The organism is Haloarcula salina (genome assembly GCF_010119195.1).
Classification (GTDB): Archaea; Halobacteriota; Halobacteria; order Halobacteriales; family Haloarculaceae; genus Haloarcula; species Haloarcula salina.
Genome location: NZ_WRXL01000003.1, coordinates 129,264 through 141,903 on the forward strand (window position 1 = coordinate 129,264; position 12,640 = coordinate 141,903).

Sequence of the window (12,640 nt, forward strand, 5' to 3'; positions counted from 1 at the left end):
TCCGTGTCAGCAGAGATTTATTTACCACCGGCCGGTATACACACTCGATGCCCCGTATCGAAGTCTCGGAAAACCTGTACCGGCAGATCGAGAGCGAGACCGCCGACGGCGAGATCAACGACACGCTGTGGAAGATGGTCGGCTCCTACCGCCGCACCAACAACCCCGAATCGGACCGACGATAGCCCCGTATCGACGAGCGGCGTGAGATGGTGTTCTGCTGATTCGTAGGAGACAGCTGTCGGTCCGTCGACGAGACAGGAGCCGAGAGCGACGCGTGGGGCCCGGAACGCTCCGAGTGCCGTCGGGACTGATCGGTGTTCGCGACCGACACGCGGCGTCACAGCGGGCGGCAGGTACTGCCGCCGAGACGCACGTTTTTAGGTATCGAGTGTTTGGCTACAGGTAATGAGCCCGCGAATCGCCCTGTTGAACGCGGCCCACGACGGCGAGGACAACCGCCGGAACTTCCGGCGGGAACTCGACGCCGACCTCGTGGAGTACGACGTGACCGAGCGCGAACTACCCGAGACCGTCGCGTTCGACGGCTGTCTGGTCACGGGGTCGCGGGCCTCGGTCTACTGGGACGAGCCGTGGATTCGCGACCTCGAATCGTGGGTCGGCGACGCCGTCGACCGCGGGCTGCCGTTCCTGGGCGTCTGTTTCGGCCACCAGTTGCTGGCCCACGCGCTGGGCGGGACCGTCGAGCCGATGGACGAGTACGAGATCGGCTACCGGACCGTCGAACACGACGGCGAGAGCGAACTGCTGATGGGCGTCAGCGAGTCGTTCACCGTCTTCACGACCCACTCGGACCGCGTCGCCGAACTGCCGCCGGGCGCGACCCAGTTCGCCGCGAACGACTACGGCGTCCACGGCTTCCGCAAGGAGAACGTCTTCTCGGTGCAGTTCCACCCCGAGTACGACCCCGAGACGGCGGAGATGGTGACGAAGGGGAAAGACGACCAGCTCTCCGACGAGCGCATCGAGTCGGTGCTCGACGGCATCACCGAGGAGAACTACCGCGCCGCCTGCGAGGCCAAGCAGCTGTTCGACAACTTCACCGAGTTCGTCCGCCAGCGGGCCGAGGACAGCGGGACCGCCTCGGCCGCAGCCGACGACTGAGACGAGTCGCGTCGCCGACCCGCTCCGAACCGTCCGGCCGCCTCGCCGTTTTCAGGTGAACCGTCCCGTCTCCGCGTCGCATTCGGTACAGCGCGTCAGCAGCGCCTCGCGGTCGTCCGCCATCTCGACGCGGTTGTGCGTGCGCCCGCCGCAGGCGTCACAGCGGCGGAGCATCTCGGTGTCGCCCATCTCTTTCGGCGAGCCGATGGCGAGCGCGACGACGCGCTCGTCCCCGTCGTTGCGTCCGAGTTGCCACTCGCCGGGGGCGAAGCGGATCGCCTCGCCGGCCTCGACGCGCACGTCGCCGTCCTCCGTCTCGAAGGTCGCCGCGCCGGCCCGGACGACGAACACCTCCTCCTGGTTCGGATGGCGGTGATAGCCGAAGCCGAAGCGCTCGCCGGGGTCGAGTTCGTAGTAGTTCAGCGCGACCCCGTCGGCCTCGAGCGGGTCGGTCAGCGCGCGCTTGACCGACGCGGGCCCCATGCGCGACTCGACGGCGTCGATGGTAACTCTCTCCATAGCAGACACGTACGGCGCCGGCGTTGTTAATCGTTGGTCGGAATCAATCCAGGCGCGTCCGAAAAGGGGCGGTCACTCTCGCCGGTCGATGTCGAGTTCCTCTTCGAGGTCGTCGAGCCAGTCGGCGTCTTCGAGTTCCGCCATCTGCTCGCGGAAGTGGGTCTTGCACACTCCGACTTTGACGCCGTCGCTCTCGACGGCGACGTCGGCCTCACGGTCGCAGTAGTGACACTGCATACCTGAACTGAGGGGCCACGTCACATTGAACCCTCGGGTTCCGTCTGCCGGTCGTCAGACGCCGAGGGTCCGTTCGACCCGCGCCCAGGCGCTCGCGTCGAGGCCGGTGTCGCCGACGGTCTCGCCGTGGGCGTCGCTCCCGCCCGTCGGGACGAGGTCGTACCGGTCGATCGCGTCGTCGAGCAGCGAGGTGTCGACCGCGCGGCCGTAGGGGTACCATCGCTCGACGGCGTCGAGGGCGTCACAGCGGGCGAGGGCGGCCTCGGTGTCGGGGTAGCGAAACGGGTGCGCGAGCCCGACGAGCCCGCAGGCGTCGGCGAGGACGCTCGCCCCGCGTTCGAAATCGGGGACCTCCCGAGGCACGTAGCAGGGGCAGTCCGCGCCGATGAGGTCGTCGAAGGCCTCCTGATAGCCGTACTCGGTCGCCTCGGCGATGGCGCGGGCGATATGGGGGCGGCCGAGGCCGTCCCGCGGCTCGACCGGCAGCGACACGCCGAGGCGGTCCTCGACGTTGTCGATGATACGCGCGCCGCGCTCGCGGCGGTTCCGCTGGATGCGCGCACAGACCGCCCGGAGATCGTCCGTCGGGTCGACGCCGTAGCCGAGCAGGTCCAGACGCTGGTCGCCTGCGTCCACGCGAAGCTCGACGCCGTGGACGACGGTCACGCCGTCCCGCCGACTGACCGGGCCGTCCAGCCCTGGCTGGAGGCGGTCGTGGTCGGTGACGGCGACGGCTTCGACGCCCGCCCGTTTCGCGGCCCGAGGCAAGGCGTCGAGCGTCAGCGTCCCGTCCGACCGCGTGGTGTGTACGTGGAGATCAGCGACGACCATACCGTCACCTGACCGCCCAGACGGAAGGCGTTTCGGCCGCGATCACGTCGCGTGTCCACACGCACCCCTCGTCCCTTATACGCACTAGGATTCATTATAATCATAAATAGTTAGAGTTTATTATCGACCATTACATTTCCACTGATATGCGAATGCTGACTGACGCAACCGACGCGTTCCAATCGTACGACTACCCGGTCGCCGCCGAGGAGATCATCGACAAGGACGGCGACATCGAACTGGAGCTCCCGAACGGCACCGAGAGCCTGGGCGAGGCGCTCAGCCGCTCGGCCCCAGAGACCTTCGAGAGCGCCGAAGACGCCGAGTTCGCGGCGTTCTCGGGCGTTTCGAGCAAGGCCATCGGCCGCAAGGGCTACTCCGACCGCGACCCCATCTGCATGGGCGAGGACGGGCCCGAGCAGGTCTCGTTCTGAGTCCCTGACCGCGACCGGGGGCGTGCCCTGCCACGCGCTCTCGGCGACCTCCGTGGGTTCCAACGGCGGTTCGACTGCCGGCCTCGCGCCGTGCAGTCATCCTCGACCGCGCCTTCGCGCGGTCCCAGCTCTGGACGGATCACACCGTCTTCACTCGTTTTTCCACGCCTCCGAGCGACGCGACCGGCGCGCCGTGTCGTCCCGCCGTCCAGCACGCGGGTTCGCGCCTCGGCGTCCGGCGCGGCTACCGCTCCAAAAAGTCCGGGCGGTCGACGGTCTCGGTGCTGTCGACGGACTGCCGGTCGAGCAGTTCCGACTTCTCGAGGGCCGACGGCAGGCCGTCGCGGCCGCCCGTCGGCACGTCGTCCTCGTCGACGTAGACCGTCTCGCCGGTGACCAGGTCGTTCCAGAGGGCCTCGCGGTCGGCGCTGGTCGTCTCCGCCGCCCGCTTGGCCTCGTTTCGCCCCTCGTCGTACGCGAGTTCGACCATGCTCTTGTGGTACGCGGAGTTCATCTCGGCGTAGATGGCCTCCAGCTCCTCGCGGTTGAACTCGCCGAGGCGCTCGGCGACGCCGATGGCGTAGGCCCGATCGGTGGCCTCGTCCTTGTCGAGGGCGTCCCATCCGGTGTCGAACTCGCGCTCGTAGAGGCTCATGTCTCCACTTTGCGGTCGGCGTGGACCTGCAGTCCGCTGTCGGAGAAGGAGATCTCGCGGATGTCGCAGTCGATGGCGGTGCCCCGCATCTTGATGACCTGGACGCCGCGGGTCATGCTCCCGCCCTCCAGGAAGTTGTGGAAGAAGACGACGCCGTGGGCCAGGTAGTGCTCGTCGCTGTACGACGACGGGTCGGTCATCTCTGAGATGAGCAGGGTCGTCGCGTCGGTCTGTTTCAGCGCGGAGAGAAAGCCGGTGATCTCGTCGTCGACGTTGTTCATGAAGTGCTGGAGGAGCATCGTCGAGTCGATGACCACCCGCTGGATGTCGTTCTGGCGGATGTACGCCACGAGTCGGTTGGTCAGCCCGCCCTCGCTGCCGAACTGCGTGATGGTTCGTTTGCCGCTCTCGGTGACGAGGTTCAGAAACTGGATGGCGTCGGACTGCATCGCCCGGTCGAAGCCGAAGTCGTAGCCGGCCATGTCCTGCATGAGTTCCGATTTCGTCTCGTGCATCGTCACGTAGAGGCAGGTTTCGCCCTCCTTGACGCCCTGCGTGATGAACTGCGAGCAGAACGTCGTCTTGCCGCTACCCGGCGGCCCGCTGATGACGTAGAGTCGGTTCGGGAGAAGCCCCCCCTCAATGAGATCGTCGAAGCCGGGAACCCCGCTAGAGAGACGCATATCAGCCACCTGTGTCCGTCTGGACATATGCTTTCACCTTCTGTTTTCAGCCGTGATAACTCATTCGGCCCGCTCACAGGTCGACAGCGTCCGGCCCGGCGTCGGCGAGTGCGAGCAGTCGCTCCGTTCCGGCCTCGTCGAACCGCATCGGCCGCCGCCACCACGGTCCCTTCCCCGAGTCCGAGGACAGGTCGGTGACCAGCGCGTTGGCGTCCGTTCCCCCGCTCGGCTCCGACAGCGGGACGACCGTCTCGTACAGCCGCGAGCCGTCCTCGCTCCCGCTGATGAGAACGCGGGCGTCGAACGGGTCGCGCTTGACGTGGGCGTTCGACGCGAACGCCGCCCGCTCGGCGTCGGGAAGCGACCGGTACTCCTCGCCGGTCACCGCGTCGCGGGCGAGGCGGAAGTGGCCGATGACGTACGCGCCCCACTCCGGCGAGGCCCAGGCCGGCGCGTCGCCGGCGGTCGAAAGCGTCGCGTAGAAGAAGAGGGAGTCACCGGCCGAGAGCTCCGAGAGCGGGCCGGCCTTCACGCCGTGGTCGTCGCCGTACGTGTAGCGCTCGCCCCCGGCCTCCGGGAACTCCGGGTCGAAGTGGACCGGCCGGTCGGCCACCGCCGACACGTCAGTCGTCAGGTCGAGGTCGCCGTACGTCGGGACGGGGTCGTTCGTTGGTTTCGACTCGGGAATCGGGATGTACTCGAACGTGCCGTCGGGGTACACCGGGCCGCGAAAGCCCGGTTCGTTGGTGTTGGCTCCGACGTTGATGGCGACGCCGCGCATGCCTGGCGTTCGGTCGCGGCGGAGAAATGGCTGACGACGTCCGACGCCGGCTATCGAAGTTCGGCGACACAGGCCCGGCAGTACCGGACCGTCGAGTGCGCGTCGTTGACGGTCCCGCACTCCCCGCAGGGAACCCCGGAGCGCGACGACGGCCCCTCGAAACCCGGCCGAGCGTTCGACGTGCGCTGTGGCGTCGGCTCCGGCGCGGGGGACCGACCCCTGAAGTACCGATACAGCCCGACCTGGAGCGCGGCGAGGACGACGAGGTAGACGGCGAGCCAGATCCACACGTTCATGCCTCCCGCTTTCGAAAGCAGGTACTTCGCTGTACTGGGCGGAGAATCAGGACTGATACTCGACGTTACCGCTCCGGCGGGGAGCGGTCGCGCTGGAACTCGTCGAACGGTTCGAGGTCGTCGGGGAGGTCGTATTCCAGTTTGCGCTCGGCGCGGCGATCGGCGTTCGCACCGTCGAGCGGGTCGGCGACGGACTCCCAGCCCTCTTTGACCGCGAGGGACTTCGCCGGCGTGCCGGCGGCGATGTGGTGGGCGGGAACGTCCTTGCCGGCGATGGATTTCGCCGCGAGGATGGCGTTCTCGCCGACCTTCACGCCGGCCCGGACCATCGAGTCGTAGGTCAGGCGCACGTCGTCCTCGACGATGGTGTGGTAGTTGTCGACGTGGGTCTGGTCGACGGCGTCGTGGTCGTGGCTGTAGATGTGTGTGTCGTCGGAGATGGAGACGCGGTCGCCGATGGTGAGCTTCCCGCGGTCGTCTAGGTGCACGTCGTCGTGGACGACGACGTTGTCGCCGACCTCGATGTTGTGCCCGTAGGTGAACGAGATGCCCTTGAAGAAGCGACAGCCCTCGCCACAGGAGTCGAAGAGGTGGTCGGCGAGCATCCGCCGGAACCGAAGCGCGAACTCCACGTTGTCGGCCATCGGCGTCGCGTCGAACTGCCGCCAGAGCCACTGGAGGTGCTTCGAGCGCTTGAACCGTTCCTCGTCTTTCTCGGCGTAGTACTCGCTCTCGAGCGTGGTGTTACAGGGGTCGTACCCCTGGAGTCGGACCCGCTCGGCCGGCGAGATGTCCGCGCCGTCCTGCCAGCGCTCGTAGGCCTCCCGATCACCGTGTAGGTCGATGAGCACGTCGGTGACCACGTCGCAGGTGTCCTCGTCACCGGAGAGGCGCTCGTCGACCTCGTCGATGAACGCCCGGAGCCCCTCTTCGGCGAGCGGTGGCAGCGACACGTGGCGCTTCGTCATGTCCGGTACGTGGCCTCGCGGGCAGATAGGGGTTTCCGTTACGCGTTCGAAACCCGGTAACGCCGACGGTACGACACATCTTGTCACATCCTCTGAGAGCCAACAGTATAAGCCGCCGCCGTCCCAGGCCACGACATGGGCAGGTCGGACTTCCTCATCGAGGTGCGGCGCTACATGGTCAACCCCGACGAGCACCGACTGCGAGCGCCGTGGCGCGTCACCGTCTGGACGGCCGTCGCCGGGTTCGGGGTCGTCCTCCTCTCCGGGTTCGTCTGGGCGCTCGCCGCCGTCTGGCCGCCCCTCGGGAGCGACGCGGCGGTCGCCGTGGTGGGCCGACAGATCGGGCTCCTCGCCGGGGCGACCGCGCTGGCGGTCGGCGTCGGCTACCTGCTCGATCGCCGGACGCTCGCGGACTACGGGCTGGAATTCGACCGCCAGTGGTGGCGCGACGCCGCCTTCGGCCTGGCGCTGGGTGCCGGCCTACCGACGGCAGTCCTGCTGATCGAGGTGGCCGCCGGCGCCGCCCGGGTCAGCGTCGGCCTCGCCACCGTCGCCGGCGGTCCGCTCCCGCTGACGGCGTTCGGCCCGGTCGCGGCCCTGTTTGTCCTCGGCGCGTTCTTCCTGGTGCAGGCGACCGCGGAGGAGGTCATCGTCCGCGGCTACCTCCTGACGAACGCCGCCGAGGGGCTCGCCGGCTGGGTCGGGCGGCAACGCGCCGTCCTCGCCGCAGTGGGGCTGACCGGGGCGCTGTTCGGCGTGCTCCACTGGACGAACCCGAGCGCGTCGCTGCTCAGCGTGACCAACATCACGCTGTACGGCCTCCTGCTCGGGGCGTGTTACGTCCTGACCGGACGGCTCGGCGTCGCCAGCGGCTTCCACGTCGCCTGGAACTACACGCTCGCCCTGCTTGGCCTCCCGGTCAGCGGCATCCGCATGGGCGTCAGGCTCTTCTCGACCGAACAGACCGGACCGGCGCTGCTGACCGGCGGGAACTTCGGTCCGGAGGGGGGCCTCGTCGCGCTCCCGCTGCTGGTCGTCGGCGGGGCCGCGCTGTACTGGTGGGTCCGCCGAGAGTACGGCCGCGTCGACCTGCTGGAGTCGGTGGCGGTGCCGAATCTCCGGGTGCGCCGCGAGCGCCCCGGGAACCGCGACGGATAAGTTTCCGTGGCCACAACGGCGATGTATGAAGTACGATACGCTCGGGAACTCCGGCGTCGAGGTCTCGGAAGTCGGCTTCGGCGCGTGGGTCGTCGGCACCGACTGGTGGGGCGACCGCACCCGCGAGGACGCGGTCGAGATGGTCCAGCACGCCCTCGACGAGGACGTGACCTTCTTCGACACCGGGGACGTGTACGGCCACGGCGACAGCGAGGAGATCATCGGCGAGGCGCTCGCCGAGCACCGCGACGAGGTGACGGTCTCGACGAAGATCGGCTACGACTTCTACAACAACCCCCAGGCCGGCCACGGCGAACTCCCGAAGAAGATCACGCCCGAGTGGATCCACACCGCGCTCGACCGCTCGCTCGACCGCCTCGGCATGGACCACGTCGAGCTGCTGATGCTCCACAACGCGAACGTCGACGAGGTCGACGAGGACGTGCTGGAGGCCCTCGACGAACTCCGCGAGGAGGGCAAGGTCGAGGCCATCGGCTGGGCGCTGGGCCCCTCCATCGGCTGGCTCGCCGAGGGCGACGCCGCGGTCGCCGAGGAGTTCGACGCGCTCCAGACCGTGTTCAATCTCTTCGAGCAGACCCCCGGCCAGCACTTCGTCGACACCATCCGCGATCGGAGCGCCGACACGTCGGTCATCGCCCGCGTCCCCCACTCCTCGGGCCTGCTGAACGAGCAGGTCACCCCGGACACCGAACTCGGCGAGGGCGACCACCGCGCCCACCGGCCGACCGAGTGGTACGAGACGGGCTGGGAGAAGGTGGAGTCGATTCGATTCTTAGAACGAGACGGCGCGCGGACGATGGGCCAGGCCGCCATTCAGTGGCTCCTCGCCCACGACGAAGTCGCGTCGGTCACGCCGACGTTCCGGACGACCGCCGACATCGACGAGTGGGCCGGCGCGCCCGACACCCCGCCGCTCAGCGACGAGGAGTACGAGCGCGTGCAGGACCTGTACGCCGACAACTTCGGCGTCGACCGCGACGACGGGATGGACGCCCTTCGCTCGTCGGTCGGCGGCGCGGACCTCGAAGACACCGGCATGAAGTCCGCCGGCGACTGAACGGCCCTCAGCGGCGACCGCTCACGTCGCCAGCGTATTCTCGACGCCGTCGTGACACTCACCCCACCGTTCCAGTTGACACGCTATAGTGGCCATTGAAAGTCAATGCACACCCGATCGCACGACGGCAGTGCGATCGGTGTGTAAATCGTTTCAATTGTTACTATAGCCCTCGACGACGCGGCCTATCGAACTCCGATCCCTCGATTGTTCACCGCCACCCCTCCCTTTCGACAGGAGATCGACCGCTGTCGGGCGATTCGTCGTACGACAGTTCACTTTCACTCCGCCCCGTCAGACACTCGCAAGACGCCAGACGGCGGCGGGTTCGAGGTGAAACGAAGGGGTTCGGGTCTCGGGAGCAGTTCGCATGACCTGGCCGCGGAGCACGGACACACCGGCGTCGACCGGCCGACCCGGACGCGTCCGCGCCGCCGTGGCGTCAGTCGTAGACGGTCACGCCGGAGACGACGAACATCGCGCCGCCGTCGGGGCCGTCGGTCACGTCGATCTCCCATCCGTGGGCGGTGGCGATCTCGCGAACGATGAGCAGCCCCAGTCCGGAGCCGCCGCTGTCGGTCGTGAAGCCGGCTTCGAAGACCTGCTCGCGCTGGTCCGCCGGGATTCCGGGCCCGTCGTCGGCGACGCTGAACCCGTCGTCGCCCACCTCGACGGTCAGCGTGACGGCCGTCTCGGTATCGCCGTCCGCGCCGTCGGGCGTGCCGTGCTCGATGCTGTTGCGAAAGAGGTTCTCGAAGAGCTGCAACAGGAGCGTCCTGTCCGCCGCGATCGACGCGTCCGTCGGCGCGTGGAGTTCGCCGCCGTCGGTCCGCACGTGCGACCAGGCCTCCCGAGCGGCGTCGCCCAGATCGAGCCGTTCGACCGCCACTACGTCGGTCTCGCGAGCGATGAGCAACGCGTCGTCGATGATGTCGTTCATGCGTTCGAGCGACCGTTCGACCGCGCCGACGTGTCCGTCGTCGTCGCTCGCGAGCATCTCGTTGCGCGCCAGCGCCACCGACAGCGGGTTGCGCAGATCGTGGCTGAGGATACCGGTGACCAGTTCCAGCAGGTCGTTGCGCTCCGAGACCGCCTGTTCGGCCAGGAACCGGTCGGTGATGTCGGCGTGGACGACGAGCACCAGCGGGTCGCCGTCGAACTCGAACTCCCTGACCCGCATCGTGAACCAGCGCTCTTCCTCGGGAGCGTGACAGGGGTACTCGAGGGAGAACGTCGACTGCTCGCCCTCGATCACGGCCTCGATCCCGTCGGCGGCCCGGGTCCCGAGTTCGTCGTCGCCGGTCCGACAGACCGTGAGATAGTTCTCGCCGACCATGTCGGAGCCGATCTGTGCGCCGTTCTCGATGCCGAACGTCTCCCACGCGCGGTTCGTCGCCTGGATGACGCCGTCGGTGTCGATGACTGCGATCTGGTCGGGGTGTTCGTCGAAAACCGCCTCGGCGAGGCGCGTTCGATCCGGGAGATCGTCAGTCACGGGGGATCCTAGGGTCCGAGACCGCTAAAAGCGTCCGGTAGATCCGACGGTGACAGCGGCTACTCGTCTTTCAGGCCTTCACCTTCGACGCGCATGACGCCCTCGCCGTCAGGGAGGTTCGGCGCGTCGACCAGTTTGACGATGCGCTTGTTGCCCTTCGACTTGCGGAGGTAGATGCGGAACGTCGAGGTGTGGCCGAGGATGTTCCCGCCGATGGGCTGGGTCGGGTCACCGAAGAACGAGTCGGGGTTGGAGGCGACCTGGTTCGTGACGACGACGGCGGTGTTGTTGAGGTCGCCGACGCGCATCAGGTCGTGGAGGTGCTTGTTGAGCTTCTGCTGGCGGTCGGCCAGTTCGCCGCGGCCGACGTACTCGGCGCGGAAGTGCGCGGTGAGCGAGTCGACGGCGAGCAGGCGGACGGGGAACTCCTCGTCCTGGCTCTCGCTGGCGATCTCCTGGGCCTTCTCGGCCAGCAGGATCTGGTGGTTGGAGTTGAACGCCTTCGCGACGTGGATCTTCTCCAGCACGGAGGCGACGAGGTCGTCGAGCAGGGTCTCGTCGGTCGGGTCGGCGTCTTCGTCCTCCTCGACGATTCCGTGGAGGGCCATCGTGTCGGCGATGACCTCGTCTTCGAGCCCCTTTACCATCTGCTCGATCCGCTCGGGGCGGAACGTGTCCTCGGAGTCGACGAAGATGGCGCTGCCCTCCAGTCCGCCGTGCTCGGCCGGGAGCTGGACGTTGACGGCGAGCTGGTGCGTTACCTGGGACTTGCCGGCCCCGAACTCGCCGTACACCTCGGTGATGGACTGGGTCTCGACGCCGCCGCCGAGCAGGTCGTCGATCTCGTCGACGCCCCAGGTGAGCTTGCCGATCTGCTCGCGGCGCTCCAGCACCGCCGACCCGGTCTCGAAACCGCCGATGTCGGCGGCCTCGCGGGCGGCGTTGATGATGTCGGCGGCCGACGACTCGCCGATGTCGGCCGTGTTGGACAGCTCGCCGGGGGAGGCGACGGCGATGCCCTGGTAGGAGTCGAACCCGTTCTCTTTGAGTTTCTCTGCTGTGGCCGGACCGACGCCCGGCAGCTCTTCGAGGTCCTCGCTTGCGGACATGGACGTGGCTTGTGCGTCCGGGGGTATAAAGCCTCGTTAACAGTAGAGTGAAAGTGAAACTGCCGGACGTGAACGGTGTCGGTCGAAGGGGAATCGGGAGCTTTAGGTGGGAAGGCGCGGCCGACTGGCTCCGCAACGAGGGGAGATGCAGGATGGGGCGAGGTGAGATTCAGGATGGGCCGCGGTGAGCGAGATACGCGAGCGCGAGCCCACCCGCGACGACGAGTGCGCTCATCGCCGCATCGGGGAGCGGGACTCGCCCCGCTCCGAACGCTCCCACGAGAACGAGCGCAACGGCGGTCCCGCCTGCGAGGGGCCGAGCGGCGACGGCCCGCCACAACAGTCGCAGCGACCAGCGGACGCCGTCGAGCCGCGTAGCGGCCCGTTCAACGACAGACGGGTCAGCGTCCGGGTTCTCGGTGGGCGCGAAGGCGGCGAGGGCGTCGCGGGAGACCGTCACGACCTCGCCGGTGTGCCCCCGGCGGCCGTCGGCGTCCGCGACGCGAAGCAGCGTCACGCGCTCCGCGCCGGTGCCGACGACACGGTAAATGCCGTCGCTGACGCCACCGCCGGTGCGGTCGTCGTCATCGGCGGGCCGGAGGTGATCGAAGGCGTCGACGCCGCCGTCGGTCACCTCACTCCCAGGGGTGGTAGCCGGGGCGGTCGGGCCACAGCGGGTACCAGTACTCCTTGTCCGACTCGACGGTGAGTTCGTCGCCGAGGTTGCTGTCGAGCTTGAACTCCGCCGAGGTGTTTCGCTCGTGGCCGTCGTGGGGATCGGGCGCGAACGGGTAGTACGCGCCGCGCCGGAAGGAGTAGACCCAGTAGACGACCTGGTCCGAGCGCGAGTCCTCGAAGGCGAACAGCGCCGCGAGCAGGCGCGACCCGTAGCGGCGCTCGACGAGCGTGTCGGCGGCGAAGTGGATCGACGTGAGGAGGTCCTCGAAGTCGTCGTCGTGGAGGACGACCCACTGGTAGCCGTGGTCGTCGGTCTCGAAGGTGGCCCGCGTGCCCGTCTCGACGCGGCCGGCGTCGAGGATCGACTCCACCTCGTCCATCGCGTCCTGGAAGTCCGTGCTGTCCACGTCGGCGAAACACAGCGCCGCCTCGCCGGTCGGTTCGTACCCCAGGTCGGCCTCCATCGTGACGTAGGCGGTGCTCATCCCGAACAGGTCGTCGGGGTCCGCGTCCCGCGTCGCGTCGGCCTCGGCTTTCACCCCGAGGACGCTCTTGAGTCCGTCGAGCAGTCCCATGTCAGAACGGTAGGGGCG

At 68.0% G+C, this 12,640-nt stretch carries 17 protein-coding genes; 5 read left to right on the forward strand and 12 right to left on the reverse strand.

Annotated elements, in window-relative coordinates; translation table 11 throughout:
- Window positions 1-47 precede the first annotated feature (47 nt).
- Window positions 48-185 (forward strand): hypothetical protein, encoded by a 138-nt coding sequence (locus GM656_RS19075; protein WP_174242958.1) that lies wholly within the window; start codon window positions 48-50, stop codon window positions 183-185.
- Between the two features lie 223 nt (window positions 186-408).
- A complete protein-coding gene (locus GM656_RS09060; protein ID WP_162413350.1) occupies window positions 409-1,125 on the forward strand; it encodes a type 1 glutamine amidotransferase in 717 nt (238 codons plus the stop codon).
- 51 nt (window positions 1,126-1,176) lie between these two features.
- On the opposite strand, the gene GM656_RS09065 is transcribed toward GM656_RS09060, so the two are convergent.
- The 3 genes from GM656_RS09065 to GM656_RS09070 form a co-directional block, all read right to left on the reverse strand.
- Window positions 1,177-1,644: a cupin domain-containing protein gene (locus GM656_RS09065; RefSeq protein ID WP_162413351.1), complete on the reverse strand. Its 468-nt coding sequence runs from the start codon at window positions 1,642-1,644 to the stop codon at window positions 1,177-1,179.
- Between the two features lie 72 nt (window positions 1,645-1,716).
- Complete coding sequence (locus GM656_RS19080; RefSeq protein ID WP_174242959.1) at window positions 1,717-1,881, reverse strand: DUF6757 family protein; 165 nt, start codon at window positions 1,879-1,881, stop codon at window positions 1,717-1,719.
- 54 nt (window positions 1,882-1,935) lie between these two features.
- Window positions 1,936-2,712, reverse strand: coding sequence for a PHP domain-containing protein (locus GM656_RS09070; protein WP_162413352.1), 777 nt, complete (start codon window positions 2,710-2,712; stop codon window positions 1,936-1,938).
- Window positions 2,713-2,858: 146 nt separating this feature from the next.
- Between GM656_RS09070 and GM656_RS09075 the strand changes: the two genes are divergently transcribed.
- A complete protein-coding gene (locus GM656_RS09075) occupies window positions 2,859-3,146 on the forward strand; it encodes a DUF5789 family protein (RefSeq protein WP_162413353.1) in 288 nt (95 codons plus the stop codon).
- Window positions 3,147-3,390: 244 nt separating this feature from the next.
- Here the strand turns inward: GM656_RS09075 and GM656_RS09080 are convergent, their stop codons facing one another.
- The 5 genes from GM656_RS09080 to GM656_RS09100 form a co-directional block, all read right to left on the reverse strand.
- Window positions 3,391-3,801: a hypothetical protein gene (locus GM656_RS09080; protein WP_162413354.1), complete on the reverse strand. Its 411-nt coding sequence runs from the start codon at window positions 3,799-3,801 to the stop codon at window positions 3,391-3,393.
- Entirely contained in the window at window positions 3,798-4,484 is a 687-nt protein-coding gene (locus tag GM656_RS09085) for an RAD55 family ATPase (protein ID WP_162413355.1), read from the reverse strand. The genes GM656_RS09080 and GM656_RS09085 overlap by 4 nt, the downstream gene beginning before the upstream one ends.
- 73 nt (window positions 4,485-4,557) lie before the next feature.
- Window positions 4,558-5,265 (reverse strand): Nmad3 family putative nucleotide modification protein, encoded by a 708-nt coding sequence (locus tag GM656_RS09090; RefSeq protein ID WP_162413356.1) that lies wholly within the window; start codon window positions 5,263-5,265, stop codon window positions 4,558-4,560.
- A 50-nt stretch (window positions 5,266-5,315) separates the two neighbouring features.
- The gene (locus GM656_RS09095) at window positions 5,316-5,561 is read right to left on the reverse strand and encodes a DUF7577 domain-containing protein (RefSeq protein WP_162413357.1); all 246 of its coding nucleotides are present in this window, start codon (window positions 5,559-5,561) and stop codon (window positions 5,316-5,318) included.
- Window positions 5,562-5,626: 65 nt separating this feature from the next.
- The gene (locus GM656_RS09100; protein WP_162413358.1) at window positions 5,627-6,529 is read right to left on the reverse strand and encodes an acyltransferase; all 903 of its coding nucleotides are present in this window, start codon (window positions 6,527-6,529) and stop codon (window positions 5,627-5,629) included.
- Between the two features lie 135 nt (window positions 6,530-6,664).
- Here GM656_RS09100 and GM656_RS09105 point away from each other — a divergent pair, with 135 nt between their 5' ends.
- Entirely contained in the window at window positions 6,665-7,687 is a 1,023-nt protein-coding gene (locus GM656_RS09105; protein ID WP_162413359.1) for a CPBP family intramembrane glutamic endopeptidase, read from the forward strand.
- 25 nt (window positions 7,688-7,712) lie between these two features.
- A complete protein-coding gene (locus GM656_RS09110) occupies window positions 7,713-8,765 on the forward strand; it encodes an aldo/keto reductase (RefSeq protein ID WP_162413360.1) in 1,053 nt (350 codons plus the stop codon).
- A gap of 442 nt (window positions 8,766-9,207) precedes the next feature.
- Here the strand turns inward: GM656_RS09110 and GM656_RS09115 are convergent, their stop codons facing one another.
- From GM656_RS09115 to pspAB, 4 genes are all read right to left on the reverse strand, one after another.
- A complete protein-coding gene (locus tag GM656_RS09115) occupies window positions 9,208-10,260 on the reverse strand; it encodes a PAS domain-containing sensor histidine kinase (RefSeq protein ID WP_162413361.1) in 1,053 nt (350 codons plus the stop codon).
- Between the two features lie 59 nt (window positions 10,261-10,319).
- Entirely contained in the window at window positions 10,320-11,369 is a 1,050-nt protein-coding gene (radA, locus tag GM656_RS09120; protein WP_162413362.1) for a DNA repair and recombination protein RadA, read from the reverse strand.
- Window positions 11,370-11,538: 169 nt separating this feature from the next.
- Window positions 11,539-12,003, reverse strand: a complete 465-nt coding sequence (locus GM656_RS09125; RefSeq protein WP_174242960.1) for a hypothetical protein — start codon at window positions 12,001-12,003, stop codon at window positions 11,539-11,541.
- Between the two features lies 1 nt (window position 12,004).
- Window positions 12,005-12,622, reverse strand: a complete 618-nt coding sequence (gene pspAB, locus GM656_RS09130; protein ID WP_162413363.1) for a PspA-associated protein PspAB — start codon at window positions 12,620-12,622, stop codon at window positions 12,005-12,007.
- Between the last annotated feature and the right edge of the window lie 18 nt (window positions 12,623-12,640).

Excerpts from the sequence above, each read along its gene's own strand:
- GM656_RS09080 (WP_162413354.1), bottom strand. The coding sequence starts at position 3,801 with ATGAGCCTCTACGAGCGCGAGTTCGACACCGGATGGGACGCCCTCGAC.
- GM656_RS09060 (WP_162413350.1), top strand. The coding sequence starts at position 409 with ATGAGCCCGCGAATCGCCCTGTTGAACGCGGCCCACGACGGCGAGGAC.
- GM656_RS19075 (WP_174242958.1), top strand. The coding sequence starts at position 48 with ATGCCCCGTATCGAAGTCTCGGAAAACCTGTACCGGCAGATCGAGAGC.
- GM656_RS19080 (WP_174242959.1), bottom strand. The coding sequence starts at position 1,881 with ATGCAGTGTCACTACTGCGACCGTGAGGCCGACGTCGCCGTCGAGAGC.
- GM656_RS09090 (WP_162413356.1), bottom strand. The coding sequence starts at position 5,265 with ATGCGCGGCGTCGCCATCAACGTCGGAGCCAACACCAACGAACCGGGC.
- GM656_RS09075 (WP_162413353.1), top strand. The coding sequence starts at position 2,859 with ATGCGAATGCTGACTGACGCAACCGACGCGTTCCAATCGTACGACTAC.
- pspAB (WP_162413363.1), bottom strand. The coding sequence starts at position 12,622 with ATGGGACTGCTCGACGGACTCAAGAGCGTCCTCGGGGTGAAAGCCGAG.
- GM656_RS09100 (WP_162413358.1), bottom strand. The coding sequence starts at position 6,529 with ATGACGAAGCGCCACGTGTCGCTGCCACCGCTCGCCGAAGAGGGGCTC.
- radA (WP_162413362.1), bottom strand. The coding sequence starts at position 11,369 with ATGTCCGCAAGCGAGGACCTCGAAGAGCTGCCGGGCGTCGGTCCGGCC.
- GM656_RS09065 (WP_162413351.1), bottom strand. The coding sequence starts at position 1,644 with ATGGAGAGAGTTACCATCGACGCCGTCGAGTCGCGCATGGGGCCCGCG.
- GM656_RS09070 (WP_162413352.1), bottom strand. The coding sequence starts at position 2,712 with ATGGTCGTCGCTGATCTCCACGTACACACCACGCGGTCGGACGGGACG.
- GM656_RS09095 (WP_162413357.1), bottom strand. The coding sequence starts at position 5,561 with ATGAACGTGTGGATCTGGCTCGCCGTCTACCTCGTCGTCCTCGCCGCG.
- GM656_RS09110 (WP_162413360.1), top strand. The coding sequence starts at position 7,713 with ATGAAGTACGATACGCTCGGGAACTCCGGCGTCGAGGTCTCGGAAGTC.
- GM656_RS09105 (WP_162413359.1), top strand. The coding sequence starts at position 6,665 with ATGGGCAGGTCGGACTTCCTCATCGAGGTGCGGCGCTACATGGTCAAC.
- GM656_RS09085 (WP_162413355.1), bottom strand. The coding sequence starts at position 4,484 with ATGCGTCTCTCTAGCGGGGTTCCCGGCTTCGACGATCTCATTGAGGGG.